Origin of the sequence: Escherichia sp. KTE114, from assembly GCF_000407765.1 — a bacterium.
Taxonomy (GTDB): domain Bacteria; phylum Pseudomonadota; class Gammaproteobacteria; order Enterobacterales; family Enterobacteriaceae; genus Escherichia; species Escherichia ruysiae.
The window spans coordinates 3,704,754-3,730,302 of the sequence record NZ_KE136626.1 but is presented as its reverse complement, the minus strand read 5'-3'; the positions used below and the strand labels follow the sequence as shown (position 1 = coordinate 3,730,302).

36 protein-coding genes and 1 pseudogene are annotated in these 25,549 nt (G+C 49.1%); 17 read left to right on the top strand and 20 right to left on the bottom strand.

Going from position 1 to position 25,549, the window contains the following annotated elements:
* Nucleotides 1–2,430 carry a trimethylamine N-oxide reductase TorZ gene (gene torZ, locus WC5_RS03505; protein WP_000176862.1) on the top strand — a complete coding sequence of 810 codons (2,430 nt, stop codon included), beginning with the start codon at nt 1–3 and terminating at the stop codon, nt 2,428–2,430.
* A 35-nt stretch (nt 2,431–2,465) separates the two neighbouring features.
* On the opposite strand, the gene cmoB is transcribed toward torZ, so the two are convergent.
* From cmoB to WC5_RS03590, 18 genes are all read right to left on the bottom strand, one after another.
* The gene (cmoB, locus tag WC5_RS03510) at nt 2,466–3,437 is read right to left on the bottom strand and encodes a tRNA 5-methoxyuridine(34)/uridine 5-oxyacetic acid(34) synthase CmoB (RefSeq protein WP_000564734.1); all 972 of its coding nucleotides are present in this window, start codon (nt 3,435–3,437) and stop codon (nt 2,466–2,468) included.
* Nucleotides 3,434–4,177: a carboxy-S-adenosyl-L-methionine synthase CmoA gene (gene cmoA, locus WC5_RS03515; RefSeq protein ID WP_000019621.1), complete on the bottom strand. Its 744-nt coding sequence runs from the start codon at nt 4,175–4,177 to the stop codon at nt 3,434–3,436. The genes cmoB and cmoA overlap by 4 nt, the downstream gene beginning before the upstream one ends.
* A 40-nt stretch (nt 4,178–4,217) precedes the next feature.
* Nucleotides 4,218–4,613 carry an MAPEG family protein gene (locus WC5_RS03520; RefSeq protein ID WP_002462319.1) on the bottom strand — a complete coding sequence of 132 codons (396 nt, stop codon included), beginning with the start codon at nt 4,611–4,613 and terminating at the stop codon, nt 4,218–4,220.
* Between the two features lie 52 nt (nt 4,614–4,665).
* Complete coding sequence (locus WC5_RS03525; protein ID WP_050569764.1) at nt 4,666–5,436, bottom strand: DUF72 domain-containing protein; 771 nt, start codon at nt 5,434–5,436, stop codon at nt 4,666–4,668.
* Nucleotides 5,418–6,731, bottom strand: coding sequence for a tyrosine-type recombinase/integrase (locus WC5_RS03530; RefSeq protein WP_016231780.1), 1,314 nt, complete (start codon nt 6,729–6,731; stop codon nt 5,418–5,420). The genes WC5_RS03525 and WC5_RS03530 overlap by 19 nt, the downstream gene beginning before the upstream one ends.
* A gap of 55 nt (nt 6,732–6,786) precedes the next feature.
* Entirely contained in the window at nt 6,787–7,023 is a 237-nt protein-coding gene (locus tag WC5_RS03535) for an excisionase family protein (RefSeq protein ID WP_000528717.1), read from the bottom strand.
* 8 nt (nt 7,024–7,031) lie between these two features.
* Nucleotides 7,032–7,178, bottom strand: coding sequence for a hypothetical protein (locus WC5_RS03540; protein WP_016231779.1), 147 nt, complete (start codon nt 7,176–7,178; stop codon nt 7,032–7,034).
* Between the two features lie 3 nt (nt 7,179–7,181).
* Nucleotides 7,182–7,424 (bottom strand): DUF4222 domain-containing protein, encoded by a 243-nt coding sequence (locus WC5_RS03545; RefSeq protein ID WP_016231778.1) that lies wholly within the window; start codon nt 7,422–7,424, stop codon nt 7,182–7,184.
* A 31-nt stretch (nt 7,425–7,455) separates the two neighbouring features.
* Entirely contained in the window at nt 7,456–7,809 is a 354-nt protein-coding gene (locus WC5_RS03550) for a DUF5406 family protein (RefSeq protein WP_016231777.1), read from the bottom strand.
* Nucleotides 7,802–8,659 carry an ORF6N domain-containing protein gene (locus tag WC5_RS03555; RefSeq protein ID WP_016231776.1) on the bottom strand — a complete coding sequence of 286 codons (858 nt, stop codon included), beginning with the start codon at nt 8,657–8,659 and terminating at the stop codon, nt 7,802–7,804. Before WC5_RS03555 ends, WC5_RS03550 begins: the two co-directional genes overlap by 8 nt.
* Nucleotides 8,660–8,671: 12 nt before the next feature.
* Nucleotides 8,672–9,178, bottom strand: coding sequence for a hypothetical protein (locus tag WC5_RS03560; RefSeq protein WP_016231775.1), 507 nt, complete (start codon nt 9,176–9,178; stop codon nt 8,672–8,674).
* A complete protein-coding gene (locus WC5_RS25940) occupies nt 9,175–9,393 on the bottom strand; it encodes a ParE family toxin-like protein (protein WP_286132443.1) in 219 nt (72 codons plus the stop codon). The genes WC5_RS03560 and WC5_RS25940 overlap by 4 nt, the downstream gene beginning before the upstream one ends.
* Nucleotides 9,365–9,574 carry a hypothetical protein gene (locus tag WC5_RS03565; RefSeq protein WP_016231774.1) on the bottom strand — a complete coding sequence of 70 codons (210 nt, stop codon included), beginning with the start codon at nt 9,572–9,574 and terminating at the stop codon, nt 9,365–9,367. Before WC5_RS03565 ends, WC5_RS25940 begins: the two co-directional genes overlap by 29 nt.
* Nucleotides 9,567–9,932 (bottom strand): hypothetical protein, encoded by a 366-nt coding sequence (locus WC5_RS03570; protein ID WP_016231773.1) that lies wholly within the window; start codon nt 9,930–9,932, stop codon nt 9,567–9,569. Before WC5_RS03570 ends, WC5_RS03565 begins: the two co-directional genes overlap by 8 nt.
* Nucleotides 9,933–10,116: 184 nt before the next feature.
* Complete coding sequence (locus WC5_RS03575; RefSeq protein WP_016231772.1) at nt 10,117–10,308, bottom strand: hypothetical protein; 192 nt, start codon at nt 10,306–10,308, stop codon at nt 10,117–10,119.
* A complete protein-coding gene (locus WC5_RS03580) occupies nt 10,305–10,496 on the bottom strand; it encodes a hypothetical protein (RefSeq protein ID WP_000781553.1) in 192 nt (63 codons plus the stop codon). Before WC5_RS03580 ends, WC5_RS03575 begins: the two co-directional genes overlap by 4 nt.
* Nucleotide 10,497: 1 nt before the next feature.
* The gene (locus WC5_RS03585; protein WP_016231771.1) at nt 10,498–10,908 is read right to left on the bottom strand and encodes a helix-turn-helix domain-containing protein; all 411 of its coding nucleotides are present in this window, start codon (nt 10,906–10,908) and stop codon (nt 10,498–10,500) included.
* A 142-nt stretch (nt 10,909–11,050) separates the two neighbouring features.
* A complete protein-coding gene (locus WC5_RS03590; protein ID WP_000144248.1) occupies nt 11,051–11,743 on the bottom strand; it encodes a LexA family transcriptional regulator in 693 nt (230 codons plus the stop codon).
* Nucleotides 11,744–11,862: 119 nt separating this feature from the next.
* Between WC5_RS03590 and WC5_RS0122715 the strand changes: the two genes are divergently transcribed.
* The 6 genes from WC5_RS0122715 (at nt 11,863) to WC5_RS03610 (ending at nt 17,151) form a co-directional block, all read left to right on the top strand.
* Nucleotides 11,863–12,150 carry a transcriptional regulator gene (locus WC5_RS0122715; RefSeq protein ID WP_000680719.1) on the top strand — a complete coding sequence of 96 codons (288 nt, stop codon included), beginning with the start codon at nt 11,863–11,865 and terminating at the stop codon, nt 12,148–12,150.
* The gene (locus WC5_RS25935; protein WP_024192239.1) at nt 12,113–12,421 is read left to right on the top strand and encodes a hypothetical protein; all 309 of its coding nucleotides are present in this window, start codon (nt 12,113–12,115) and stop codon (nt 12,419–12,421) included. Before WC5_RS0122715 ends, WC5_RS25935 begins: the two co-directional genes overlap by 38 nt.
* 414 nt (nt 12,422–12,835) lie before the next feature.
* On the top strand, nt 12,836–14,494 hold the full coding sequence (locus tag WC5_RS03595) for a DEAD/DEAH box helicase (protein ID WP_016231770.1): 1,659 nt from the start codon (nt 12,836–12,838) through the stop codon (nt 14,492–14,494).
* A 1-nt stretch (nt 14,495) separates the two neighbouring features.
* Nucleotides 14,496–15,464: a toprim domain-containing protein gene (locus WC5_RS03600; RefSeq protein ID WP_016231769.1), complete on the top strand. Its 969-nt coding sequence runs from the start codon at nt 14,496–14,498 to the stop codon at nt 15,462–15,464.
* The gene (locus tag WC5_RS03605) at nt 15,464–16,321 is read left to right on the top strand and encodes a hypothetical protein (protein WP_016231768.1); all 858 of its coding nucleotides are present in this window, start codon (nt 15,464–15,466) and stop codon (nt 16,319–16,321) included. The genes WC5_RS03600 and WC5_RS03605 overlap by 1 nt, the downstream gene beginning before the upstream one ends.
* Complete coding sequence (locus WC5_RS03610) at nt 16,321–17,151, top strand: antitermination protein (protein WP_016231767.1); 831 nt, start codon at nt 16,321–16,323, stop codon at nt 17,149–17,151. Before WC5_RS03605 ends, WC5_RS03610 begins: the two co-directional genes overlap by 1 nt.
* 114 nt (nt 17,152–17,265) lie before the next feature.
* Here WC5_RS03610 and WC5_RS03615 read toward each other — a convergent pair whose 3' ends face one another.
* Nucleotides 17,266–18,186: a hypothetical protein gene (locus WC5_RS03615; RefSeq protein WP_016231766.1), complete on the bottom strand. Its 921-nt coding sequence runs from the start codon at nt 18,184–18,186 to the stop codon at nt 17,266–17,268.
* A 409-nt stretch (nt 18,187–18,595) separates the two neighbouring features.
* Between WC5_RS03615 and WC5_RS03620 the strand changes: the two genes are divergently transcribed.
* Both WC5_RS03620 and WC5_RS0122705 read left to right on the top strand, forming a co-directional pair.
* Nucleotides 18,596–18,811 carry a class II holin family protein gene (locus WC5_RS03620; RefSeq protein ID WP_000839572.1) on the top strand — a complete coding sequence of 72 codons (216 nt, stop codon included), beginning with the start codon at nt 18,596–18,598 and terminating at the stop codon, nt 18,809–18,811.
* A 4-nt stretch (nt 18,812–18,815) separates the two neighbouring features.
* Nucleotides 18,816–19,112, top strand: a pseudogene (locus WC5_RS0122705) (DUF1327 domain-containing protein); the annotation flags it as partial.
* A gap of 169 nt (nt 19,113–19,281) precedes the next feature.
* Here the strand turns inward: WC5_RS0122705 and WC5_RS03625 are convergent.
* Nucleotides 19,282–19,563: a hypothetical protein gene (locus WC5_RS03625; RefSeq protein ID WP_016231764.1), complete on the bottom strand. Its 282-nt coding sequence runs from the start codon at nt 19,561–19,563 to the stop codon at nt 19,282–19,284.
* Between the two features lie 136 nt (nt 19,564–19,699).
* Between WC5_RS03625 and WC5_RS03630 the strand changes: the two genes are divergently transcribed.
* The 8 genes from WC5_RS03630 (at nt 19,700) to WC5_RS03665 (ending at nt 25,538) form a co-directional block, all read left to right on the top strand.
* Nucleotides 19,700–20,233: a lysozyme gene (locus WC5_RS03630; RefSeq protein WP_016231763.1), complete on the top strand. Its 534-nt coding sequence runs from the start codon at nt 19,700–19,702 to the stop codon at nt 20,231–20,233.
* Nucleotides 20,230–20,694, top strand: coding sequence for a lysis protein (locus WC5_RS26220; protein ID WP_016231762.1), 465 nt, complete (start codon nt 20,230–20,232; stop codon nt 20,692–20,694). The genes WC5_RS03630 and WC5_RS26220 overlap by 4 nt, the downstream gene beginning before the upstream one ends.
* A gap of 42 nt (nt 20,695–20,736) precedes the next feature.
* Nucleotides 20,737–21,087: an HNH endonuclease gene (locus WC5_RS03640; protein WP_016231761.1), complete on the top strand. Its 351-nt coding sequence runs from the start codon at nt 20,737–20,739 to the stop codon at nt 21,085–21,087.
* A 148-nt stretch (nt 21,088–21,235) separates the two neighbouring features.
* Nucleotides 21,236–21,718: a phage terminase small subunit P27 family gene (locus WC5_RS03645; protein WP_001317918.1), complete on the top strand. Its 483-nt coding sequence runs from the start codon at nt 21,236–21,238 to the stop codon at nt 21,716–21,718.
* On the top strand, nt 21,718–23,475 hold the full coding sequence (locus WC5_RS03650) for a terminase large subunit (protein ID WP_001140903.1): 1,758 nt from the start codon (nt 21,718–21,720) through the stop codon (nt 23,473–23,475). The genes WC5_RS03645 and WC5_RS03650 overlap by 1 nt, the downstream gene beginning before the upstream one ends.
* Nucleotides 23,476–23,486: 11 nt before the next feature.
* Nucleotides 23,487–23,669, top strand: coding sequence for a hypothetical protein (locus WC5_RS03655; protein ID WP_016231760.1), 183 nt, complete (start codon nt 23,487–23,489; stop codon nt 23,667–23,669).
* Nucleotides 23,669–24,910: a phage portal protein gene (locus tag WC5_RS03660; protein WP_016231759.1), complete on the top strand. Its 1,242-nt coding sequence runs from the start codon at nt 23,669–23,671 to the stop codon at nt 24,908–24,910. Before WC5_RS03655 ends, WC5_RS03660 begins: the two co-directional genes overlap by 1 nt.
* Nucleotides 24,888–25,538, top strand: a complete 651-nt coding sequence (locus WC5_RS03665; RefSeq protein WP_001193633.1) for an HK97 family phage prohead protease — start codon at nt 24,888–24,890, stop codon at nt 25,536–25,538. Before WC5_RS03660 ends, WC5_RS03665 begins: the two co-directional genes overlap by 23 nt.
* The last annotated feature ends 11 nt before the right edge of the window (nt 25,539–25,549 follow it).

Genomic DNA, 25,549 nt, shown 5'->3' with positions numbered 1-25,549 from the left:
ATGACATTAACAAGACGTGAGTTTATTAAACATAGCGGTATTGCGGCAGGGGCGCTGGTGGTGACATCGGCTGTACCGTTACCTGCCTGGGCAGAAGAGAAGGGCGGTAAAATTCTTACCGCAGGCCGTTGGGGGGCGATGAACGTAGAAGTGAAGGACGGTAAAATTGTTTCTTCTACAGGCGCGCTGGCGAAGACCATCCCGAACTCTTTGCAATCTACGGCGGCGGATCAGGTGCATACCACGGCGCGTATTCAGCATCCGATGGTGAGAAAAAGCTATCTCGACAATCCACTGCAACCGGCGAAAGGTCGCGGCGACGACAGTTACGTTCAGGTGAGCTGGGAACAGGCATTAAAACTGATTCATGAACAACACGAGCGCATCCGCAAGGCCAATGGACCATCTGCTATTTTTGCCGGATCTTACGGTTGGCGTTCTTCTGGCGTGTTGCATAAAGCGCAAACTTTACTGCAACGTTATATGAATCTGGCGGGCGGTTATTCAGGACATAGCGGCGATTACTCGACCGGGGCTGCGCAGGTGATCATGCCGCACGTTGTCGGTTCCGTAGAGGTTTATGAACAGCAGACCTCCTGGCCGCTAATTCTGGAAAACAGCCAGGTGGTGGTGTTGTGGGGGATGAACCCGCTGAATACCTTAAAAATTGCCTGGAGCAGTACCGATGAGCAGGGGCTGGAGTACTTCCATCAACTGAAGAAATCCGGCAAACCGGTGATTGCCATTGATCCTATCCGCTCCGAAACGATCGAGTTCTTTGGCGATAACGCCACCTGGATCGCGCCGAATATGGGCACAGACGTGGCGCTGATGTTAGGGGTTGCGCACACCCTGATGACACAAGGCAAACACGATAAAGCGTTCCTTGAAAAATACACCACCGGCTATCCGCAATTTGAAGAGTATCTGACCGGCAAGAAAGACAATTCGCCGAAGAGCGCGGCCTGGGCGGCGGAAATTACCGGTGTGCCGGAGGCGCAGATAGTCAAACTTGCCGAACTGATGGCGGCGAATCGCACGATGCTGATGGCAGGTTGGGGAATTCAGCGCCAGCAATATGGTGAACAGAAACACTGGATGCTGGTGACCCTGGCGGCGATGTTAGGACAGATTGGTACGCCGGGCGGCGGCTTTGGTTTCTCTTATCATTACTCCAACGGTGGCAACCCAACACGCGTTGGCGGCGTACTGCCGGAAATGTCTGCGGCGGTTGCCGGACAGGCCAGTGAGTCCGCTGATGATGGCGGAATGACGGCGATCCCTGTCGCCCGTATTGTCGATGCGCTGGAAAATCCTGGCGGCAAATATCAGCACAATGGTAAAGAACAAACTTACCCAAATATCAAAATGATCTGGTGGGCTGGCGGCGGTAATTTCACCCATCACCAGGATACCAATCGTCTGATAAAAGCCTGGCAGAAACCAGAGCTGATCGTCGTTTCTGAATGCTACTGGACGGCAGCAGCTAAACACGCGGATATCGTATTACCGATCACCACATCGTTTGAGCGCAATGACCTGACGATGACCGGCGACTACAGCAACCAGCACATCGTACCGATGAAGCAAGTGGTTGCGCCGCAGTTTGAAGCACGTAACGATTTTGACGTGTTTGCCGACCTTGCTGAATTACTGAAACCTGGCGGAAAAGAGATCTATACCGAAGGTAAAGATGAAATGGCGTGGCTGAAATTCTTTTATGATGCCGCTCAGAAAAGCGCCCGTGCGCAGCGTGTTACCATGCCAGTGTTTAATATCTTCTGGTTGCAAAATAAACTGCTCGAAATGCGCCGCAGCGAGAAGAACGAGCAATATGTTCGCTATGGCGATTTCCGCGCCGATCCGGTGAAAAACGCGCTGGGTACGCCAAGCGGCAAAATTGAGATCTATTCCAAAACGCTGGAAAAATTTGCTTATAAGGATTGCCCGGCGCACCCAACCTGGCTTGCACCTGATGAGTGGAAAGGCACCGCCGACGAGAAGCAGTTGCAGCTTCTGACCGCGCATCCGGCACACCGTTTACACAGTCAGCTTAACTATGCGGAGCTGCGTAAAAAATATGCGGTTGCCGATCGTGAGCCGATCACCATTCACACCGAAGATGCTGCTCGTTTTGGCATTGCGAACGGCGATCTGGTACGCGTCTGGAACAAACGCGGTCAGATCCTGACTGGAGCCGTGGTGACTGACGGGATCAAAAAAGGCGTGGTATGCGTGCATGAAGGTGCATGGCCAGATCTGGAAAATGGCTTATGTAAAAACGGCAGTGCGAACGTGTTAACGGCGGATATCCCCAGCTCGCAGCTGGCGAATGCTTGTGCCGGTAACACCTCTCTGGTGTATATCGAAAAATACACGGGCAATGCGCCGAAGTTAACGGCGTTTGATCAGCCAGCCATTCAGGCGTAAGAAATAAATAGCGCCCGGAAATGGGCGCTAAATTTTTACGGCTTACGCGCAATCAGCACCGCGCGTTTAGGCGCAGGATATCCTTCTACCGTTTTACTCGGATCATGCGGGTCGAGGAAATCGGACAGAGACTCGGTAACCATCCATTCGGTGCGTCGCTGCTCTTCTGTTGTGGTGACACTCACGTCCACAATGCGGATATCAACAAAACCACACTTTTTCAGCCAGTTTTTCAGCGCCAGCGCGGAAGGAATAAAGTAGACATTACGCATTTGCGCGTAACGGTCGCCCGGCACCAGCACGGTGTTTTCGTCGCCATCAATAACCAGCGTTTCCAGTACCAGTTCACCTTCATTCACCAGCTGATCTTTCAACTGCCAGAGATGCTCCAGCGGCGAACGGCGATGGTAAAGCACGCCCATCGAAAAGACGGTATCAAAGGCTTTCAGTGCCGGAAGTTGTTCAATACCTAACGGTAACAAATGTGCGCGCTGATCGTTACCCAGTAGTTTACGCACCGCTTCAAACTGGCACAGAAACAGTTGCGTAGGGTCGATACCCACCGCCAGATGTGCGCCCGCGCCAATCATGCGCCACATGTGATAACCGCTGCCGCAGCCGACATCGAGGATCGTGCGCCCGGTCAAATCAGAGAGATGGGGCAGAACACGATCCCACTTCCAGTCGGAACGCCATTCGGTATCAATGTTAACGCCATACAGCGAGAAAGGCCCTTTGCGCCACGGCATCAGGTTGCGCATCAGGGTTTCGATGCGTTTAATTTGCCCGGCACTCAGTGGCTCTTCGCTTTCTGCCGTCACGCTATGCAGTAAATCAAGACGATACGGTTTAATTTCAGGCAGAAATTCCACCGCATTGGACCACTGTTTAAACAGACCGTGCTGCTGTTCACGCTGCCAGTTGGCAATCTGCGCGGGCAGTGTTTCCAGCCAGTGCGAAAGGTGATTTTTGGCAATCAGAGAATAAAAGTTACCAAAGTCGATCATGCAGCGTCCTCTGCTTTTAATGCCACCAGCGAACCAAAGTTAAAGCACTGGAACCATAGCTCGCTATGTTCAAACCCGGCTTGATGCAGACGCGCTTTGTGGGTTTCAACGGAATCAGTCAACATTACGTTTTCTAACATGCTGCGCTTCTGGCTGATTTCCAGCTCGCTGTAACCGTTGGCTCGTTTAAAGTCGTGGTGCATGTTGAACAGCAGTTCACCAACTTTGGCATCTTCGAAACTGAATTTTTCCGAAAGCACCAGCGCGCCGCCAGGATTCAGCCCCTGATAAATTTTATCCAGTAATGCCTGACGTTCAGAAGGTTCCAGGAATTGCAGGGTAAAATTCAGTACCACCATTGACGCGTTTTCAATAGCGATATCGCGAATGTCACCCTCGATCACGTCTACAGGTGTCGGCGCTTTGTATGCATCGATATGGCGACGGCAGCGTTCGATCATCGCTGGAGAGTTGTCGATGGCAATAATTTTGCAATTATCATGATGAATGTTGCGACGCACCGAGAGCGTCGCGGCGCCCAAAGAACAGCCCAAATCGTAGACCTGCGTACCTGGTTGTACAAAGCGTTCAGCCAGCATCCCAATCATTGAAATAATATTGGAATAGCCAGGAACGGAACGCTGGATCATATCCGGGAAGACTTCGGCTACCCGTTCATCAAAGGTCCAGTCACCCAGACTGGCGATAGGGGCAGAAAATAGCGTGTCGCGGTGAGACATAACGTAAAAATCCGGGAAAAAGAAAGTGGCGTATTGTGCGCTAACGCAGGGAGAAAACCAACTCCCAGGGCATATACCAAAGATTCGCCAGCACCATCAGCAACAGCGCACACCAGGTGGCGCTCATGCCGGAACGTCGCCAGCGAAACAGACGGTGATGAAAACCGTAATAATGCATCAGACGACCAGCAAGCAGAATGATGCCGCAAATATGCACCATCCAGGTTTCTGCGCCATTCATTTCCATAAACAGCATCAACACAATCGCGATGGGAATATATTCCACCGCGTTACCGTGAATGCGAATGGCGCTTTGCAGTTCGCTAAAACCGCCGTCGCCATAGGCAACGCGATATTGCATTCGCAGGCGAACAACATCAAAAGAGAACTTCATTAATAACAACGCACCTAAAACGGCATACAGCGCGCTTACCATACAAACTCCCTTTAAAATGGCCGATGGCACTTGTCTATGATAGGTGGCAATTTCAGAAAAGAGAAGATTGCTGTGGAATAGCCGGAACTGCTCCGATCTCTGGGAGTGTTTTACGCAAGTCTTCCCACAGAGTATGTACCAGTTCCGGTGCCTGGGCGATATCTGGTGTATGCAGGAAAAGATAAGGCGTGGTGGTCTGTTGCCATTGCGCTAATTTTTGTAACCAGACCTGAAATAATTCCTGGTTTTGTGTCATATCATCGCTACCGATAAAACGGATCAGCGGATTCGTCGCCGTCAACACGGCATGTACCGGAACTTTCGGTTTTTTCCGCTGCGCGTCGCGAATGGCTTCACTATGTGGACGTGCTGCATGAACCGGACGGCTGTCTAAAATCACCCGATTAACGCCACGCTGATGCAAACCGCGATTAAGCGTTTGTTCTTCCTCGCCTTTGGTGAAAAACTGCGGATGGCGGACTTCCACACCATAGGTAAATTCGTCAGGAAGAGAATCAAGAAAGTGCCAAAGAGCTGGCAGCTCCCGTGGACCAAACGTGGCGGGCAGTTGCAGCCAGTATTGTCCAATGCGCGGCGCTAACGGTGACATGCGGGTCAAAAATTCAGTCACTAAATCATCGCAATGCCGTAATGCTGCCTGATGCGAAATAGTCGCCGGAAACTTAAAGCAAAAACGAAAATCATCGGTGGTCTGCTCGCGCCAGCGCAGAACAACTTCCGGCTTTGGCAGAGCATAAAGTGTGGTGTTGCCCTCCACGCAGTTAACATGACGGGTATTGAAGGCTAACCCACTGATTTTAATAAGTCTATTGTGTCACTTTGGTGACCATGGGACATCATTGGGACATAATCCGCCAGCTTCTGATTCAGCATTGCGATTTGTTCTGCATTGCTGTCAGTCATCCATGCTCCGTATACATTGAACACCATCTGGGCACTTGCATGACCCATCTGGCTGGCAATGAAGCTTGGGTTTGCTCCGGCAGATAATGACCAGCACGCATAAGTGTGTCGTGACTGGTATGCTTTCCGGTGCCTGATGCCCGCACGCTTAATGGCTGTTTCCCATGAGTCGCCAATAGAATCTACCTTGTAGATAAAACCGACCTGTTTGCTTTTTCTAACCACCTGGGGGTTAAATACGAAAGTACATTCATGATTCACTGAACGTCCATATTCACGTAGTTGAACCTTGATGTGGTGCTGCTTACCCAGTCTTGTCATTTCAGCCTGATTTTTCAGGACACTGATAGCGGGCTGGATAAGATGCACAACCCTGTTTGTACTTGCTTCAGTTTTAGGTAGAGTGAACTCACCGAGTTTCGTATAATTGCGCCTGATAGTAATAGTTCCTGCTTTCAGATCGATATCTTCCCAGGCCAGGGAGACCAGTTCACCGTGACGCATTCCTGTGTACACAGCCAATGACCACAGGTTTTTCGTCTGCTGATGTCGGCAAGCATCTATCAGGCGAATAAACTCGTCACGAGTTAGCGGATCTGGCTCTGCCCTGGCTCTTTTAAGAGGCTTAATTCCCTGGAAGGGATTTGCTTCTAAGTAACCGTGATCTGCAGCAAACTGAAACATTCCAGCGATTGTCGTCATGTAATAATTTACTGTAACGACGCTCCGTCCTCTTGCTGCTGCTTTGTTTTTCGTTGAATTCTGATACCCGGTCAGCAATTCTTTCCTGATATACAGCAATTCCTCTTTGGTTACCGATGACACCAGTCTGCTGCCTCCAATTTTCGGAACCATCGTTCTTGCAACGGATTCATAGCGATTGAATGCATTTGCAGAGATTTCCATTCGTTTCAGATCCAGCCATTTTTCTTCAAGTTCTTTCACCGTAATTTCTTTTTTACTTACCCCAAAAGCCTGAAGGTTAGGGGAGTCAGGGAACTGTGCAGCATAATCAAAGCTTCCTGTGCGGATGGCAAAACATACCGATGTCCGTAGTTCCCCGGCGATCTTCCTGTTCTTGGCAGTGTCAGGGACACCAAGATTTTCCCTGACACGTTTACCTTTAAAATTAAACCAGATGCGTAATGTGCCGCCGTGGTTTTCGACGCCTGTTGGATATTTGACTTTATCCATTGATACCTCCAGACGCCCAAGAGCGATACGAGCTTACATATTTCATGGCATTAAATCACCCAGGTTGTTTGTTTTTCATTGAAGCGACCCAGGCATCTATTGCTTTTCTGTTATACATACATTCGCTGGAAGGCTTTGGATTACCGTCTGGTGATACGTGAATATACTCTCTTCCAACCATCCAGCATTCTTTCCGGGCCCGAAGAATTGTGCCTGGTTTGAGCCCGGTAATTGCGATAAGAACGCTTTCACAAACCCATTCATTGGGAGCCAGTTGAATCACATTGCCCATGCATTACCTCACATAACATTCAGTCCACGACAGTGACACCACACTTCAAACATTCGTTTCACAATTTCACGACAGTAGAAACCGTCAACATCTCGCGTCAGGTCATAGCGATTGCCGTAACGCTGGCGTACCCATAGCTCAAACGCTTTATTCATTCTTTACTTCCTTTTCATGGCCCGTAATTTTTTCAGATGAGCTTCCTGCTCTGTTTCTGCCAGAATTTGTCGGTATTCCTGGTGATCGATTCGTTCAAACAGTTCATTAAAATCGTTTATTTTTACCGACTGTGTTCGCCCATCCATTCTTCTGTACAACACAGTGTTGTTTATGCAGCGAATAATTTTTATCGGGTAGCCAGCACTATCGGTATACAGTTGCCCCTGATTAATCAAAGCGAACATTTTTTCTCCTGCTCCCTGAGTTGTGAGAACTTCAGAGTCGTATGTTTGTAGCGGGTTCAATACTGATGATTTCTGCCGAGATAAGCATCCCGGCAAGCCAGAGTTCTCCGTTCAGGTTTTCATCCTTGCATTCCATGCCGCCGATATTAATGGTGGCTATGATATCGCGCTCATCCTCGACTTCTTCATAAGGCAGCGTTGCGTACAGGCTTTCAATGGCGCAACTGATAACATCCAGTCCGGTCAGATTGCCGCCGACAGAAACTTCGAATGTTTCGCGGTATTCCCATAGCCCGAAAGTTAATCGAACAGTTTGTTTTGCCATGCGTCCGCACAACGTCAGATTCGGGTCATAGTTCATTATTGATGTGGCTGAGTTATCCATGTTCTGCCTCTGGCGCGTAAATGGCTTTGTCGTGTCGGTATTCACCGTTCCAGTTTTTCTTCATTGGCAGTTCGCCTTTCATGTAAAGCTGGTATAAACGGTGACACCCTTTTTCCAGCAGCACGGGAGTGAATTTAGTGAACGGATATTTCCCGTGCGGAGTGATCTGTGTAGCCTCTTCGGTCAGATATCTGTCACGGGCATAAGAAGCAGCGCGCCAGCGAGGGGGTTTTTCTTGATCGCGTTGTTCGTTAAATACCCAGTTACGTTCGGACAGCCAACTCATCATTTTGCTTGTGTTTACACCGTTCAGTGCGCGGCAGAACTGGGGGACGGTCATTCCTTTAGAGAAATGTTTTTCCAGGCTGTCTACGGTTTCAGAAAGCGTCTTATTTTCCAGAGCCATAGCTTCGGCGCGATCCTCGGCCTCGATGACCATCATTGCGAGTTCCTTGCGGGATGGCAGGCACTGAACATCGGTGTTTTCCCGATGAGTGAAGTAGAACTCCACAAGGTCTTCGTGATAGCTCCATGCCTGGTCCGTTTCCAGCATTTTGGCGTGGTTTGCAGCGCCGCGTTCAGTCCACAGTGTCAGTGCGCGTGTTTTGTTCGAAATTTGTGCAGGACTAAAAGTCCCGCGCAAATTCTCCAGTTGAATGCCTGTAACCTGAAAATAGTGCTTGCCTTCAGCGAACCGTGACTTGTTGCGGTTGAAGTTGCGGCGAATATTCTCTACATCTGCACCATACCCCGCCGCCAGTTGCTCAGTCGTCACCACGCGTTGACCGAGGTACTCAATGATTTGCAAATCACGAGCCGCTACTGGTGTTAATTGAGTTTTCATTGCCATTTTCGTTTCTCCTTAATGCAAAACCAGTTTTACTGGCGGCTTTTCACCGGTACGCAACCGGACAGCAAGATCCATAAATATCTCGTCAAGAAAGCCGGTGAACCACGAATGACCGTCTTCTTTCCGGCGCTGATTGTTGGCGGAGTAGAACTGGAATACAGCCATATATCTTTCCTGTGGTTTTTGTTCGATCAGTGCGCCTTCTACGTATTCAATAAGCAGGTTCTCGATAAGCTCCCGCGTTAAACCAAAAACAAACTCACCGGTTTTAAACTGATACTCACCGTCACGGAGGCCCCAACGTTTATCACATTCAATCAGGTAAAGCAGGGCGACAGTTCTGCGCATGGAGTGACAAACGGTTTCAGCCCATTCATGCTGCTCTTCAGTTGTCAGCGTACCTGTGCCGTAACGATTTTCATCGAGCATCCATGTAGGGATGGGCGTACCGGACTGCTCCTGCATTTCTTTCAGGCGGGCAACTAGTTGCTTGACGTTGTTGTTTTTGTTGGTGCTCATCGTTTTAATTCTCCGTTATACGTTTCATGGCTCATTACCTTCCAGTTCCGACCGTCGTCTTTCGATAACAGCCGCCAGCTACGGTTTAGCTTCAGGCTGAGATATCCGGTACTGTGTATTCGGTGTGGAAATATCCGTCGGTGTTGGTATCGCAACAGGACCTGTAACGCCTGTTGTCTGACACGCTCAGGAATTCGTATTGCTGTTAATGTCACCGATTTCCTCCGAATCAGGAGCGATTACCTGATATCCCGCTTTCTTTGCTGTCCATAAGAAGGTATCCATGCTAGCAATCATCTCGTTATTGTGAACTTTACGGGTATTTATTACCTGACCATTTTCAATCGTCATAACTATCTGTATTTTTTCGTGTATAAGAGGGGGTAAATCAGACATCAGTAATTCCTCCACTGGTATATTTTTCTTTTTCGTAATCAACAACCTCTTTTAAAAGATTGTCTACAATTAACTTCCCAGACTCAGTTAGATACTCAGTGTGTTGATTAATATTGATGGCATTCCGGTATGCGGTAAGTATTGCGATCTCACCATCCGTCCGTCCAAATTCAACACGGGTAAGACCTTCAAATCGTAATAATAGTTGCGTCATGAAGTGTTCCGTAATTTCGATGGTTGTTAACCCTCCGTCAGGAAGATTTACGATGAGAAGGTTTCCTCCTGTTTTACGTTGCATCCGCTGTAATGCTGTTGCGGCTATGCGCTGACGATATTTACCAATAATTTCATATGCCATTTGTTATTTCCCGTATGCTTTCCTGAGAAACAGTATTGCAACTGACCAGTATCCTGCATTAGCCATTAATAATGCGGTTTTATAAGCACTTCTGTTTTTCATGCATCACCATTATTTTCTGGTTGTGAAAACCCCCGACCAGAGGCCGTCATGCTTTTATGTGTGATTTTCTTTTGAGAATTCTTTATTCGTTACGTAGTGTTTCTATATACTCGTAAGCCATTTCACAGGTCTTATTCATGGAGCGAATGAGGCAGCATAAATAATCGTCTGTCTCTCCTGAGTCGGGCGAATTCTTAAATATAAATTCAAGCATTGATGTATTCTCTTTTATTTGTGCCGCCACTTCCTCAAGAATATTTAATGGAGTTTTCATGTTCTTTGCTCCTTAAATGCATCGCATGCGCTTCTGGCGTATTGCTGTGCCAGTAAAAAGATGTCATCCGAAAGTTCATCACATTCTTCATCACCGGAAGCCGAAATGATTAACCCCGCTTCAAGCAGTACGGCAATGTGATGAAAAGCTGTTTCCGGTTCGTTGGTGAGGCCTTTGAACATTTTCATCTTATGCTTCCTCCTGATTTTGTTTATAAGCACCAGTCAATAACCACATTGGATCACAGCCAAGAACATTAGCCAGAGGGATAAGCATGCTGATGGTTGGTTCGTACTCTCCGCTCTCCCACTGGGAGATAATTTCTTCATCGAGATCGAGCAGCCTGGCGAGTTCGGCGGTTGTTAAGCCGCAGGCTTCGCGTTGGGTGCGAATCCGATTCTGGGAATTAATAGCTAAATTTTGTTTGCATAAACGTGACGCGGTGAGGCTATATTTTTGAGTTACAGACAGGATGGAGCTGGCAAGTTCAATTAACTCAGGGTTATTGCTGCTATACAGTAGTGCACCAGCCCCTACTAAGAGCTGAATATTCTCAAGAGCATCGTGCTGATTTGTTGGTAATCCCATATACGATGACATTTTTCTCATCCTCTATAATTGCTTTGGTGAGTTCGATACCTATGTCATGATAATAGGTTTACCGATTTTGCCTGTCAATCGGTTTATCGATTTTTCCAAAAAAAAAGCCCACTTAAGAGTGGGCGGGTTAAATGATTTTTGCTTATGCAAAACGGTGTAGTGTCATGGGCCAACTGACAATTACTTTTCCGTCAATGTGAAGTTGTTCGAAGTCTTCAGGTTCGATAGCCCAATCCTTGTAAGCTGGGTTGTCAGATATCACCGTTAGAGTATCTTTGATTTTTTGAAGTCTTTTGATGTGCGATGTTCCAGAGTATGTAAAGGCGTATATACCATCACCATTAAATGTGCGAACTGATACATCTACAAATACCAAGTCTTCAGGGTCTATTGTGCCTTTCATACTGTCGCCGTGGGCGTTTATTGCTTTGATTGCTGATGCTGGTCTGCCGCCAAAAACTCTTGATGCGTATCCTGGTTCTATCGCTATAGATCTGACAATGTCAGGAAAATCAGAGTTATAACTACCAGGTCCGCAACTATATCTGATGTCTAAAACATCCACGACATACGAATCAGTAACCCAATCTTCAGAAATGTTACGTATTTGGTGTGAGTCTGCAGAGGTCACGATTTCCATTGGGCCAACACCCGATGCGAGCCATTCCGGGTTAACGCCCAAAACTTTTGCTATTTCGACTGTTTTTCTGGAACCGTTGGCTTTGTTAAGTAGTTGATTAACACTGGACTGAGCCATACCCACTTCTTTGGCCAGCCTACCTTGCGTAAATTTTGCGTTGCGCATAGCTAAATCAAGTCGTTCTGAAAATGTCATTGCGATTTTCCTCCCCTCTCTATCTTGGCTAGTTTATCGGCTTTCCGATAAATGTTCTAGGTTTAACGTTGAATATCGCTTTTCCTGTTGCTATTATGCGCTCAATAGGAGATGCGATTATGAAACATAAAGCCATAGAGAAAGCTATTGAGATTCTTGGAAGTCAGCAAGCCTTAGCCAAGCGATGCGGAAAGGCCCAGTCAACAGTCTGCGATTGGTTGAACTGCAAGAACAAGATTTCACCAGAATTTGTGCCGTTATTGGTTGCAGCTGTCGACGGAAAGATCCAAGCGTATGAATTTCGTCCAGACCTACCAGAGCTTTTTCCACATCCAAGCTTAGCGCGCACGGGGGAGGTGAAGGGCTTGTATGTCCCAGAATTACGTTCAGACAGAGATGCCATCTAGGTACTGCCAGGCAGACGAAGAGTGGATTCAGCAGCAGTTACAGGGGCTGCCTCCGTCACTGAGACGGAAGGTCGCCCTGAAATATGCGGAGGTATACGAAATCACTTTTGACGCTGAGCCTGTTTCATTCCGCAAGGAGAACAGAGCAAGGCACGAAGCAAACACAAGGCTCCGCTTGTTTGTGAGAAATCAGGGCAGGGCTTTACAGGGGTATACAACTCAGCCGCCCCTGGCTGGATCGCAATCGCGCTCCTCATTGTTTCGGGTTTAAAGGCACCCGAACAGAAGCAGGCTTAAAGGTGCCTGTTCAGGTTGGCAACCAACTGACCCAATTCCTCATATGTACTAGGTAAGTAGTACGTTTTTATGGGGAAGAGGGAAAGGGGGGGTAGGGGGGGATTGGGTGTAGGGGCAGGAATAGGGTCTTTTCCAACAGGAGAGATCCATTGGTTAAGTAGATCACTGTCTTAAGGGCGCAATTTAAAAAAACGCTCGTATCAGCAAGGTAGTACAAAGCGCCCAGGCCTTGAGAAACGAAAAGGGTTCTTCTTGGAAGAGTGATTTTTCAGAGGAGCTGAATCAGAAAGGGGGCTGGCAGCCTTTGGGGAGGCCACCAGCCATGTGAGGGGGAATCCATGAAAACCACATCACGAAATTATTATCTCATCAGCACGGGAGCAGCACAATGGAGCTGACGATCACGCCGAATTTTGCACAGGAACGAGCGCTAAACATGTTGCGCCGTGATTGGAAGGCAAACGACACCTTCATGGTGTATTCGCCAACCGGTAGTGGTAAAACGGGTTTGGCTGCCTTCATCGTTGCCGGGTTTGTCAGCCGTGGTATGCGCGTCCTGTTCTGTGCACCGTACACCATCCTGATCGGCCAGACGGCTAATCGGTTCGTGGAGTATGGATTACCGGGGGATGAAATCGGTTATATCTGGGCGGATCACCCGAACTACGATCCGGACCGGAAAATTCAGATTGCCAGCGCCGACACGCTTATTCGTCGTGTTTTTCCTGAAAATATTGATCTGCTGATTATCGACGAAGCACACCTGCGTAAAAAGCGCATCCTGAAGGATATCGAACGTCTGCGCGGCAAAGGCGTAAAGGTGATTGGCCTGTCGGGTACTCCGTTTTCCCCGTTCCTGGGCAAATACTATGACCGACTGATTAAGCCGACCACAATCGGCGAGTTAATCCAGCGTGGCGATCTGAGTAAATACGAATTTTACGCGCCAACTAAGCCGGATCTGAAAGGTGTTAAAACCACATCTTCGCTTGAGTACGGCCGGGATTACAACGAAACGCAGCTGGCTGAAATCATGTGCGGATCTACGCTGGTGGGCGACATCGTACAGAACTGGCTGGAGAATGGTCGGGATCTACCTACCATCGCTTTCTGCGTTAACGTAGCCCACGCCAATTACCTGACAATCCAGTTTAACCTCGCAGGTGTTAACGCTGAGGTAATGACCGCAGACACTCCGGTAGATGAGCGCCAGACCATCATTCACCGCTTTGAAACTGGTGCAACGAAAATCATCGTTAGTGTGGGCGTGCTGGTGGCCGGCTTCGATAGTGACGTTCGTTGCATCATCTACGCCAGGCCAACAAAAAGCGAAATTCGCTGGTTGCAGGCGCTCGGGCGTGGGCTGCGCACCGCACCGGGTAAAGAGTCCTGCCTCATCTTCGATCATAGCGGCACCGTGCACCGTCTGGGTTATCCGGATTCAATCGAGTACGACGATCTTCCCGGCAAGTCTGACGGTATGGAGGAAAGTGCGCGCCGCGCAGTTGAGGAACGGGCCGAAAAACTGCCACATGAATGCCCTCAATGCCACTACATGAAGCCAGCTGGCGTCTATGTTTGCCCGAAATGTGGACACAAGCCGCTGCGAGGTGAAGACGTTGATACTGACACTAGCCGCAAACTTAATAAGCTGGGTAAAAATCAGCATCAGTCGACGAAGGCAGAGAAACAGTCCTGGTGGAGTCAGATCAAATTTTATCAGCGCCAGCGTGCTTCGCTGGGGCGTCCAGTCAGTGATGGATGGTGTGCTCACACTTTCAGGGAGAAATTCGGTGAATGGCCTGATGGGTTGAGCAGTTTCCCGATGGAAATAAGCCCAGAGGTAAGTAACTACATCAAACACAAGCTGATTCGGTTTGCCAAAGGCCGTCAGCGGACGCAGAGAACTATAGAAAAATTGCAGGCAACGATTCCTCTGTCTCAGGAACGAGGTGAGCGAAGCGAGATGCCAATAGGCACTGAGGCTTGGCGCATCATGCAAGCAAAGCAACAACTCCAGAAAAATATAAACAGTTTGAGTCAGTAAGATGAAAACAGCAGCTGCAGCGAAAGGCCGCTGGCCTGAAATATTAGAGCACTTCGGCTTGCCGCCGATAACAGGAAAAAATCACTTCAAGGGTGAATGCCCGGTATGCGGTGCACGTGGCAAGTTCCGAATTGATGACCGCGACGGTGCAGGAACGTGGATCTGTGTATGTGGTAGTGGCGATGGTATGAAACTTGTCACCCTGACACAGGCGAAGCCATTTAACGAGATTTGTACCGAAATAGACCGCCTGATCGGTAATGATTACCAACGGGTTAAAATCCCGGCAACCAGCAGCGCCACCAGCTTACGCAAACGGGTATTGAGCAAGTTTTCAAAACTGGAGGCACTGCGTGGTACATCCGGCGCAGCGTATCTTAATTCTCGTGGAATATTCAGTCTTCCTGCTGAGGCGATCCGGTTCAATGCCAGGCAGAGACACAACGGGAGTGTGTTTCAGTCTCTTTATTCACTTGCTACGGACGATAAAGGGGAGTTGTGCTATCTGCACCAGACTCTGCTTGATGGTGATAAAAAAGCAGATATTGGTAGCAGTGCAAAGCGCCTCAAATCCCTGCAGGAAGATAACTATTTGGACCACGCTCGTTCTGTAGCTATCCGCATGTTTCCTGTCGCTAGCACTCTGGGTATCGCCGAAGGCATCGAAACAGCGCTGTCAGCGCACCAGATTTATAACGTGAACACCTGGGCAACCATTAACAGCGGCTTTATGAAAAAGTTCCGTGTACCAGCTGGTGTGCTGCACCTGATTATTTTTGCCGACCGTGATGAGAACAGCGCCACCGGGCTGGCTGCGGCTTGCGAATGTGCTCATGCCAATCTGATGGCAAAGAATGACCTGCAGCGCGTGAGCGTGTACTGGCCGGATCACGATGATTTCAACAATATGCTCATGAACGGTGATCAGGTTCGAGAGCTGGTTTTCCATAAGAAAAAGGCGGTTGCGTAATGCGTACTGATAACAACGAACATAAAGCACTATTCACCATCCCGACGGCAGCGTACAGCTCCGTCCTCGCAAACATCAAGCCCCTGCCAGAGCAACGGAGAATCACCGGGCATAAGCAGACTGATGCTTATCTTTGGGTGCTGGAGGTTATCCGTCTGAACGAACCCGCACATCTGGATGCTGCTGAGGCTGCGCTGGTGAAAATTAAAATTTCCCCAAAAGAGGCCCAGGAACGCTATTCGCGTTATCTGCTGGCGAATGGTGGCGATCCTTTCCAGATTGCTTTCGGTACCATCGGCATGGATAACCCGGCACAGGCAATCAGTATCGCCCGGGAGAATATCAAAAAAGCAGCATCAGTCAGGGCTACGTTTGGTAGCTATGAAGCAGCACTCGAAGATGTGGAAGCCGAGCGAGTGATCAAGTCTTCCCAGAAATTTATCGACGATCATCTCTGGGGCTGGACTGCAGCCGAGAAGAAAGCGGGCAGAATTGACGGCATCCGTATGAATGAAATTGATGATCAGCGTCGTGCATATGTTGATGGCTATCGTGATGTACTGCCAGAGCCTCATACATTGTCAGACGTAGTTCGTGAGTTTGTTTACTGGGACTGGCTCTACAGTGTTCGCCACACTGCAACTAAAGAACAGGGCGATGAGTTTGGTTACTCTGAGCATCACGAATCGGTATATGACCGCGAGCGCTACCTTGAAAAATTGCTGATGACCATCAAACCGGTGACACGGGCTGAAGCCGTGGAGGTGTGTCGTTGGTTTTTGGCAAGCGGAAAGGGCGAATATATGAAAGACAATGGCGCGGCGGTTATTCTTAATCTGGTTGGGGAGTGTGAATAATGAAGCTTGAGGCATCCCTAAAATACTTCAGTCCTCAGGGAATGTATATCGGCGATGATGTGAAAGGAACCTCTCCGGAACGTCTTACAGGCACCGATGTTATGGCGGCTATTGGTACCACCAGCAATCGTGAGCGGTTTGGTCTGGTGGCCTTCTTCGGGAAGGCAGGTATCAGCAAGACTGATGAGCAGATGGCAGTCCAGGCGCTGGCGCGTCACGCGATGGAAATTGCACCGAAGAATGTGCGTAAAGCAGCTGGTGGTGAATTTGGCTGGTGTATGCTGGTGCTGGCGCAGTTTGCTTTTGCTGAGTATTCCCGATCGGCGTCCACCAGCGTAACATGCCATAGTTGCAGTGGTACCGGACTAACACCCCGTAAGCAGGTCATTCGTAAGGTTTCATACCCATGGGGTAAAGCACCATATTGGGCCAGTCGCTCCCGTGCTGTTCGACCGTCAGACTGGGAGAAATGGACAGAGGTAACAGAAGTTGTACCAGTCGTTTGCGATGTATGTAAAGGGAAGGGAGTGATAAGTGCCAGGTGTCGTTGTGGTGGAAAGGGAGAGGTACTGGACCGCAAAGCCACAAGCGAGCGTGGTGTGCCAGTGTTTAAAATCTGCGAACGTTGTAGCGGAAATGGATTTTCCACGATACCGTCTACCACAGTATATAAAGTTGTACTGAAGCGGATACCCGAGCTACATGTCAGGACATGGACACGTAATTGGAAGCCGTTTCTTGATTCTCTGGTTGACATTTGTCACCAGGAAGAGCATAAGGCCGATATTGCTTTTCAGAATGTGACAAGTTTTGGTGATGATGTGAACTAAACTTAGACTTTTTGCGACATTGCACTTGATTTTGTCCGAATCTGTCATGTATTCTTTTGAGCATGCGGAATAATGCGTAAATGATTTTGATAGAAGCCCCTTTCGGGGCTTCTATCATTTCAGCCCGTTTAAAAAGCGTTCGAAATTATGGAATTCAAGTTCATCCGCTGTCGATGAGTATTTTATTTTGTTTGCGATGGGACGCAGATTTTTTTTAGTTAGGAATTTACTGGCTTCATGTTTCAGTTTTTTTAATCGTTTGATTCGTTCTTCGATTGAACTGGCAATTTTGGCAACATTAGAAATTTCTGGGCTTGGGGCTGTTTGTAGATCAATACACTGAATTTTTTTTAGATCTTCTTTGAGCGCAACAAAAAAATCACGAAGATTGTTTTCTGGTAAAAGAACATGACTAAATGATACTTTTCCTATGTAGAATTCACTTATTGCTTCTCCAGACTCGCGCATGTGTTCATTCATTGCGAACAGAATTGTTTTGGTATTCTTATCAGTTTCCACTTCAGAAAGGGTTACAAGGCCTGTCTGGCTCTTGGTCAAAAAACGAATTTCTGTAGCACCAAGTCTTCCGGCGTAATTGGAATTTTTACTATTTTCGATGGTAGAAGATAGATAATCTATTGTGGGTTTGATATTTCGTATCGTTTCAATATTTTTTTGCCACGCTTCACATTTACTTTTTGCGGTACTAATAATTTCCCGATTGGTTTCGAGTTGCATAAGTTTATTGAAACTAAGAACGTTTTCACCAAATTCCACACCAAATTCGTTTTTACCACATTTATTTCCGATGTTGGTTTCAATGCCACTAGATGTTTTTACAATATAACCCATTTGATGTGGTTGGTTGCAACCAGTTAGACCACAGTGGATTTCTTCTTTAAATTTGTAGTAACCAATTATCTCCTCAAGTTGTTGAACTCCTTTGTCTATAGCGGTGACAAAGTTTGGTCTGGATATAATTTCCTCCCAGTTTTCAAGTTTCTCGATGCCGTTTTCAGTTCTGAGAAAAATCATGAATCGCTCCATTTGAAAGTGGACCGTTTATTTTATCGGCATAAAAACGAGAGCGCCACAAGTTATTTTATTACCGAATTCTTGGTGAAGAGAGGTAACTTCGCCACACAGCTTAAACCCGCTGCCGTGTGGTTTTTTTTCTGCACAACAGGTAAGAGCATTCTCCCTTATGGGGCTTGGCTTAAATGTACCGAGTGCTCTTTCCGTTGTGCTGAATTAAGCGAATGCCGGAAGCAGAACCGGATTACCAAATGCGTACAGGCGTCATCGCCGCCCAGCAACAGCACAACCCAAACTGAGCCGTAGCCACTGGCTATCCTGAACTCCTCAGTGATAGTTACGCTGCGGCCTTCTTTTTCCCCTTCCCGATATAAGAATTACGCCATCCGTTATTTGCGGAGGTGAGGCTATGAAATCCATGGACAAAATTTCAACGGGCATTGCCTACGGCACCTCCGCAGGCAGTGCTGGCTACTGGTTTTTACAGTGGCTTGATCAGGTCAGTCCGTCACAGTGGGCTGCGATTGGTGTACTGGGGAGTCTGGTTCTGGGCTTCCTGACTTATCTGACAAATCTGTACTTCAAAATCAGAGAAGACAAGCGTAAGGCTGCACGGGGAGAGTAATTCAATGACTCAAAACTATGAACTGATTGTGAAAGGGATCCGCAATTTTGAGAATAAAGTTGCGGTAACTGTAGCATTACGGGACAAAAAACGCTTTGACGGTGAAATTTTTGACCTGGTCATCACCATGGACCGTGTTGAAGGTGCCGCGCTGGAGTTTTATGAGGCAGCAGCCAGAATGAGCGTCAGGCAGGTCTTCCTGGGAGTGGCAGAAAAATTGTCAGAAAAAGTTGAGTCTTATCTGCAGCATCAGTACTCCATTAAGATTGAAAATTCTGCCAATAAACACGATCGTCCTCATCTTGCGGGTTTTGATAGTGCAGTTAAAGCCAACACCAGGCGCGCAGGGCGGGAAAAAAACGCCGGGGATGACATAAGTCGTGCGATAGTTGCCGCGATGCGAGCCGTAAATGAGCGACAACGCCACCACGAAAATGGGGTGGCGTTTGTTGCTAAAGCTGTTCAGCAAACTATTGATGGTATGACGACGAAGCTTCTTCAGGAATTAAAATTGTCTCAGCAAGAGTAGCGCATGATTCGGCAATCAATTTGTTCATTTCGTCTAAAACTTCCTGCGGGGTTTCCAGGGATTCGGGTAATTTTTTTGATGAAAAAGTGTCAGCTGATTTAGTAAGCAAATCTTTAATAATTGCTTTTTTCTCATCTGGTAAATCGTTAACCAGGAGTATGACAACCTGTCTGATGGCCAGAATATCAGCAAAAGCTTTTTTAGATAAATAAGTATCGCTCATATGTTGTCCTTACTGTTTGTTCTGTGATCTTCACATTGTCAGTATTACCCCTGCGAGGAACTACCTGCCGGGCTGAGTACTAAACATATCCAGGGATTTGGAACCGATAAATCCTGATAAATATCCATCCATATCCATGAGCGCAAAAATCAAATACGGTCTGTCGGCTGTCGTTCTGGCGCTGATTGCCGCAGGTGCGCCTGCGCCTGACATTCTTGACCAGTTTCTGAACGAAAAAGAGGGTAATCACACAACGGCATACCGTGATGGTTCCGGTATATGGACCATCTGCCGCGGTGCCACAATGGTGGATGGTAAGCCCGTCATACCGGGAATGAAGCTGTCGAAGGAAAAGTGCGACCAGGTTAACGCTATTGAACGTGATAAGGCGCTGGCATGGGTGGAACGTAATATTAAAGTACCACTGACCGAGCCACAGAAAGCGGGTATAGCGTCATTTTGTCCCTATAACATTGGCCCTGGTAAGTGTTTCCCGTCGACGTTTTATAAGCGGCTGAATGCCGGTGATCGTAAAGGTGCATGCGAGGCGATTCGCTGGTGGATTAAGGACGGTGGCCGTGATTGCCGCATTCGTTCAAATAACTGTTACGGTCAGGTTATTCGTCGTGACCAGGAAAGCGCATTAGCCTGTTGGGGAATAGATCAGTGAGCAGAGTCGCCGCGATTATTTATGCTCTGGTTATCTGCATCATCGTCTGCCTGTCGTGGGCGGTCAATCATTACCGTGATAACGCCATCGCCTACAAAGAACAGCGTGATAAAAAAGTCAGTGAGCTGAAGCTGGCGATCGCCACCATCGCTGACATGCAGCAGCGTCAGCGTGATGTTGCTGCGCTCGATGCAAAGTACTCGAGAGAATTAGCCAATGCGAAAGCTGAAAATGAAACTCTGCGCGCTGATGTTGTCGCTGGTCGTCGTCGGTTGCACATCAAAGCAGTCTGTCAGTCAGTGCGTGAAGCCACCACCGCCTCCGGCGTGGATAATGCAACCAGCCCCCGACTGGCAGACACCGCTGAACGGGATTATTTCACCCTCAGAGAGCGGCTGATGACGATGCAGATGCAACTGGAAGGGGCACAGGAGTATATCCGCACTCAGTGCATTAAGTAGCCTTTTTATCGTGGTAAACATTTCGTAGGGTATGAGGTATTTATGCCATCACGAATCTCACGCGCCTGCCGTAAGCGTGGATGTGCAGGTACAACCACAGACAGTTCTGGTTACTGCGATAAACATCGTGGCGAAGGATGGGTACAGCATCAACGCGGACTGAGCCGCCACCAGCGTGGCTATGGCTCGAAATGGGATGCCATACGTGCGCGCATACTGAAGCGTGATAATCATCTGTGTCAGAACTGCCTGCGCAATGGGAGAGCCGTTGAAGCCAGAACTGTGGACCACATCATTCCGAAAGCTCATGGTGGCACGGATGCAGACAGTAACCTGCAGAGTCTGTGCTGGCCCTGTCATAAAGCAAAAACAGCGCGCGAACGCATCAATTGATAACGGTTCCCATCTGTAGGGGAGGGGCGGGTCAAATCTCTGCAACCCTGGCTGCTCAGTACCGCCGCCTGACCCTTCCTCACATCGCCGCAGGTTCGAAAACTTTTTTTTGGAAATGTGAACAAACGATTGATAGGTAAGACCGATTATGTCAGGACCTCCGAAAACCCCGCCACGCCTGCATTTGATACGAGGCAACCCCTCAAAGCGTCCCGTTAAAGACCACAAAAAAACCGCTAAAAAGGATGAAAAAGGTCTTCCTAAAATTCCGCAGCATTTAGGGGCTCAGGGGAAGTACTGGTTCAGGCGAATGGCGGAAGAGCTGAATGCGGAAGGGATCATTTCTCAGCTTGATGCGCGTGCGCTCGAGTTGCTGGTGGAAGCCTACACCGAATATCGGCATCACTGCGAAACACTCGATGTTGAGGGGTATACCTACCGCACGGAAACGCAGAGCGGTGATGTACTGATTAAGGCGCACCCCGCGGCGGCAATGAAAGCGGATGCCTGGAAGCGGATCCGGGCAATGCTTGCAGAGTTTGGTATGTCACCGGCAAGCCGGGCTAAAGTAAATATCGCCGGACCGGATGATGTTGATCCGCTGGCGGAGCTTTTAAAAGCGAGAGACTGATGGCAAAAGTGGCTGACGGGATCCGCTACGCCGAACGTGTTGTTGCAGGAGAAATTGTTGCTGGCGAATTTGTCCGCCTAGCCTGCCAGCGTTTTCTTGATGATCTGAAGTACGGCGAAGAGCGGGGGATTTATTTCAGTGAACCCCGTGCGCAGCACATCCTGAATTTCTACAAATTTGTGCCTCATGTAAAAGGGGCGCTGGCAGGCCAGCCCATTGAGTTGATGGACTGGCATGTATTTATCCTCATTAATATTTTTGGTTTTGTCATTCCGCTGGTCAATGAAGAGACCGGGGAAGTTGTCATGCGCAGCGATGGCAGCGGACGTCCGGTGATGGTGCGCCGGTTCCGGACGGCGTACAACGAAGTCGCCCGTAAAAACGCAAAATCAACTCTGTCATCGGGTATCGGCCTGTATATGACGGGGGCAGATGGTGAAGGCGGAGCTGAGGTGTATTCAGCCGCAACCACGCGTGACCAGGCCAGAATCGTGTTTGAAGACGCCAAAAATATGGTCAGAAAAGCCCGGTCGACACTCGGGCGGTTGTTTGATTTCAACAAGCTGGCGATTTACCAGGAGCAGAGCGCATCAAAATTTGAACCGCTTTCTTCGGATGCAAACAACCTGGATGGTCTGAACATCCACTGCGCCATTATTGATGAGCTGCATGCACATAAAACCCGTGACGTGTGGGACGTTCTGGAAACGGCAACCGGTGCCCGTCTGCAGTCCCTTTTATTTGGTATCACCACGGCAGGGTTTAACAAGGAAGGGATTTGTTACGAGCAGCGTGATTACGCCATCAAGGTATTGCGTGGCTATAACAGCGACGTGGAGGGCGCGGTAAAAGACGACTCCTACTTTGCGATTATTTACACCCTCGATGAGGGAGATGATCCGTTTGATGAAACGGTCTGGCAGAAAGCGAATCCCGGCCTGGGCATCTGTAAACGCTGGGATGATCTGCGTCGCCTGGCGAAAAAAGCGAAAGAACAGGTCTCTGCGCGGGTGAATTTTTTTACCAAACACATGAATGTGTGGGTAACAGCAGAGTCTGCCTGGATGGACATGATTAAGTGGGAGAAGTGCGAATACATTGCCCCACGACATGAGCTGAAAACGTATCCCATGTGGGTCGGCGTTGACCTTGCTCATAAGATTGATATCTGTGCGGCGGCAAAACTCTGGCGAACGGATAACGGGCATGTTCATGCCGATTTTAAATTCTGGCTTCCGGAAGGACGGCTGGAACGATGCTCGCGGCAGCAGGCAGAACTTTACCGGAAGTGGGCGGAGATGGATAAGCTGATTCTGACGGATGGTGATGTTATCGATCATGCTCAGATAAAAAGTGACTTACTGGAATGGATTGGTGGTGAAAACCTCAGGGAACTGGGATTTGACCCGTGGAGCGCGATGCAGTTCAGCCTGGCACTGGCTGAAGAAGGGATACCGCTGGTGGAGGTTCCGCAGACGGTTCGCAATCTGTCAGAGGCCATGAAGGAAACGGAATCACTGGTCTATGCCGGGCGTTTCCATCACAGCAATCATCCGGTCATGAACTGGATGATGTCTAACGTTACGGTAAAACCGGACAAAAACGACAATATCTTCCCGAATAAATCCACGCTGGAAGCCAAAATCGACGGCCCTGTTGCGATGTTTACAGCAATGAGCCGGATGCTGGTCAATGGTGGTGAACCGGAGCCGGATCTGTCTGAACATCTGGTCAGCGTGGGCATCCGCTCGCTTTAACCGAGGTCATTATGTTTCTGATAATTCTCGCGCCACTGGTGGGCGTGCTGGGTGCGCTTTTGCTGGCGTATGGTGCCTGGCTGATTTATCCCCCGGCGGGTTTTGTTGTTGCCGGGGTGCTGTGCCTGTTCTGGTCGTGGCTGGTGGCGCGATATCTCGATCGTACACAGCTGTCTGTCGGCGGAGGTAAATAGTGTTCTTTTCGGGATTATTTCAACGAAAAAGTGACGCGCCGGTGACCACGCCAGCAGAGCTGGCGGATGCCATCGGGTTGTCCTACGACACCTATACCGGAAAGCAGATCAGCAGTCAGCGAGCCATGCGACTGACGGCGGTTTTTTCCTGCGTCAGGGTGCTGGCAGAGTCGGTCGGGATGTTGCCCTGCAATCTGTATCACCTGAACGGCAGCCTGAAGCAGAGAGCCACCGGCGAACGTCTGCATAAACTGATCTCCACGCATCCCAATGGCTATATGACGCCGCAGGAGTTCTGGGAGCTGGTGGTCACCTGTCTGTGCCTGAGGGGAAATTTTTACGCCTACAAAGTGAAAGCATTTGGCGAAGTGGCTGAACTGCTGCCCGTCGACCCCGGTTGTGTGGTACCGAAGCTTAACAGTAGCTGGGAACCGGTTTACCAGGTCACATTCCCGGACGGCTCCACGGATGTACTGAACCAGGAAGATATCTGGCATGTGCGCACGCTGACGCTGGACGGTCTGGTGGGACTGAATCCCATCGCCTATGCCCGCGAGGCAATATCGCTGGCGGCAGCGACCGAAGAGCATGGGGCCAGACTGTTCAGCAATGGCGCGGTGACGTCGGGTGTGTTGCGTACAGAGCAGACGCTGTCGGATCAGGCTTATGAGCGCCTGAAGAAAGATTTTGAGGAGCGTCACACCGGGCTTGGCAATGCTCACCGCCCGATGATCCTTGAGATGGGGCTGGACTGGAAGTCGATGGCGTTGAACGCAGAGGACAGCCAGTTCCTGGAAACCCGCAAGTTTCAGCTTGAAGAAATTTGTCGTCTGTTCCGTGTGCCATTGCACATGGTGCAGAACACCGATCGCGCCACCTTCAACAATATCGAAGAGCTGGGGCTCGGATTTATCAACTATTCACTGGTGCCGTATCTGACCCGAATCGAACAGCGGATCAACACCGGACTGGTACGAAAAAGTAAGCAGGGCGTTTATTACGCCAAATTTAACGCCGGGGCGTTACTGCGCGGGGATATGAAGTCCCGTTTTGAAGCCTACGCCACCGGGATCAACTGGGGAATTTACTCTCCCAATGACTGCCGCGACCTGGAAGATATGAATCCGCGTTCCGGTGGGGATGTCTATCTCACACCGATGAACATGACCACGAAACCCTCCGATGGCAGTAAAGCCGGTAAGCAGAAGGATAACGCCAATGCAGACGAAACAACGTCTTGATGTACCGCTGAGTCTGAAATCTGTCAGTGACTCCGGTGAGTTTGAAGGGTATGGCTCCGTCTTTGGTGTAAAGGACAGTCACGATGATGTGGTGATGTCCGGGGCATTTGCTGCTTCCCTGCGGGCGTGGAGTGACAGAAAAGCGTTGCCTGCGCTGCTCTGGCAGCACCGCATGGATGAGCCCATCGGTGTTTACACCGAAATGAAGGAAGACGATGTCGGGCTTTACGTCAGGGGGCGGTTGCTCATTGATGATGATCCCCTGGCAAAACGCGCACATGCACACATGAAGGCCGGTTCGTTAACCGGCCTTTCTATTGGGTACGTCCTGAAGGACTGGGAATACGACCGGACGAAAGAAGCCTTTCTGTTGAAAGAAATCGACCTCTGGGAAGTCAGTCTGGTGACGTTTCCGTCTAACGACGAGGCGCGGATCAGCGACGTCAAGAACGCGCTGGCCCGCGGGGAAATCCCCGAACAGAAAAAAATCGAAAGAGTCCTGCGTGATGTCGGACTCTCCCGTACCCAGGCCAAAGCATTCATGGCCGGGGGCTATGGCGCACTGTCCCTGCGCGACGCTGAGGATGTGGGCTCTGCACTGAATGCACTGAAAAATCTGAACTTCTAATCAGGAGAAAT

Bases quoted from the DNA above. Each gene is read 5' to 3' on its own strand.
- WC5_RS03565 (WP_016231774.1), bottom strand. From the start codon at position 9,574: ATGTCTGATTTACCCCCTCTTATACACGAAAAAATACAGATAGTTATG.
- WC5_RS03540 (WP_016231779.1), bottom strand. From the start codon at position 7,178: ATGAATAAAGCGTTTGAGCTATGGGTACGCCAGCGTTACGGCAATCGC.
- WC5_RS03630 (WP_016231763.1), top strand. From the start codon at position 19,700: ATGAGCGCAAAAATCAAATACGGTCTGTCGGCTGTCGTTCTGGCGCTG.
- WC5_RS03620 (WP_000839572.1), top strand. From the start codon at position 18,596: ATGAAATCCATGGACAAAATTTCAACGGGCATTGCCTACGGCACCTCC.
- WC5_RS03580 (WP_000781553.1), bottom strand. From the start codon at position 10,496: ATGAAAATGTTCAAAGGCCTCACCAACGAACCGGAAACAGCTTTTCAT.
- WC5_RS03590 (WP_000144248.1), bottom strand. From the start codon at position 11,743: ATGACATTTTCAGAACGACTTGATTTAGCTATGCGCAACGCAAAATTT.
- WC5_RS25935 (WP_024192239.1), top strand. From the start codon at position 12,113: ATGTCCCAGAATTACGTTCAGACAGAGATGCCATCTAGGTACTGCCAG.
- WC5_RS03585 (WP_016231771.1), bottom strand. From the start codon at position 10,908: ATGTCATCGTATATGGGATTACCAACAAATCAGCACGATGCTCTTGAG.
- WC5_RS03530 (WP_016231780.1), bottom strand. From the start codon at position 6,731: ATGGATAAAGTCAAATATCCAACAGGCGTCGAAAACCACGGCGGCACA.
- WC5_RS03555 (WP_016231776.1), bottom strand. From the start codon at position 8,659: ATGGCAATGAAAACTCAATTAACACCAGTAGCGGCTCGTGATTTGCAA.
- WC5_RS03595 (WP_016231770.1), top strand. From the start codon at position 12,836: ATGGAGCTGACGATCACGCCGAATTTTGCACAGGAACGAGCGCTAAAC.
- WC5_RS03640 (WP_016231761.1), top strand. From the start codon at position 20,737: ATGCCATCACGAATCTCACGCGCCTGCCGTAAGCGTGGATGTGCAGGT.
- WC5_RS03535 (WP_000528717.1), bottom strand. From the start codon at position 7,023: ATGGGCAATGTGATTCAACTGGCTCCCAATGAATGGGTTTGTGAAAGC.
- torZ (WP_000176862.1), top strand. From the start codon at position 1: ATGACATTAACAAGACGTGAGTTTATTAAACATAGCGGTATTGCGGCA.
- WC5_RS03560 (WP_016231775.1), bottom strand. From the start codon at position 9,178: ATGAGCACCAACAAAAACAACAACGTCAAGCAACTAGTTGCCCGCCTG.
- WC5_RS03600 (WP_016231769.1), top strand. From the start codon at position 14,496: ATGAAAACAGCAGCTGCAGCGAAAGGCCGCTGGCCTGAAATATTAGAG.
- cmoA (WP_000019621.1), bottom strand. From the start codon at position 4,177: ATGTCTCACCGCGACACGCTATTTTCTGCCCCTATCGCCAGTCTGGGT.
- WC5_RS03550 (WP_016231777.1), bottom strand. From the start codon at position 7,809: ATGGATAACTCAGCCACATCAATAATGAACTATGACCCGAATCTGACG.
- WC5_RS03545 (WP_016231778.1), bottom strand. From the start codon at position 7,424: ATGTTCGCTTTGATTAATCAGGGGCAACTGTATACCGATAGTGCTGGC.
- WC5_RS03610 (WP_016231767.1), top strand. From the start codon at position 16,321: ATGAAGCTTGAGGCATCCCTAAAATACTTCAGTCCTCAGGGAATGTAT.
- WC5_RS03665 (WP_001193633.1), top strand. From the start codon at position 24,888: ATGCAGACGAAACAACGTCTTGATGTACCGCTGAGTCTGAAATCTGTC.
- WC5_RS03645 (WP_001317918.1), top strand. From the start codon at position 21,236: ATGTCAGGACCTCCGAAAACCCCGCCACGCCTGCATTTGATACGAGGC.
- WC5_RS03650 (WP_001140903.1), top strand. From the start codon at position 21,718: ATGGCAAAAGTGGCTGACGGGATCCGCTACGCCGAACGTGTTGTTGCA.
- WC5_RS03605 (WP_016231768.1), top strand. From the start codon at position 15,464: ATGCGTACTGATAACAACGAACATAAAGCACTATTCACCATCCCGACG.
- WC5_RS03625 (WP_016231764.1), bottom strand. From the start codon at position 19,563: ATGAGCGATACTTATTTATCTAAAAAAGCTTTTGCTGATATTCTGGCC.
- WC5_RS0122715 (WP_000680719.1), top strand. From the start codon at position 11,863: ATGAAACATAAAGCCATAGAGAAAGCTATTGAGATTCTTGGAAGTCAG.
- WC5_RS03570 (WP_016231773.1), bottom strand. From the start codon at position 9,932: ATGGCATATGAAATTATTGGTAAATATCGTCAGCGCATAGCCGCAACA.
- WC5_RS03520 (WP_002462319.1), bottom strand. From the start codon at position 4,613: ATGGTAAGCGCGCTGTATGCCGTTTTAGGTGCGTTGTTATTAATGAAG.
- cmoB (WP_000564734.1), bottom strand. From the start codon at position 3,437: ATGATCGACTTTGGTAACTTTTATTCTCTGATTGCCAAAAATCACCTT.
- WC5_RS03655 (WP_016231760.1), top strand. From the start codon at position 23,487: ATGTTTCTGATAATTCTCGCGCCACTGGTGGGCGTGCTGGGTGCGCTT.
- WC5_RS03615 (WP_016231766.1), bottom strand. From the start codon at position 18,186: ATGATTTTTCTCAGAACTGAAAACGGCATCGAGAAACTTGAAAACTGG.
- WC5_RS03575 (WP_016231772.1), bottom strand. From the start codon at position 10,308: ATGAAAACTCCATTAAATATTCTTGAGGAAGTGGCGGCACAAATAAAA.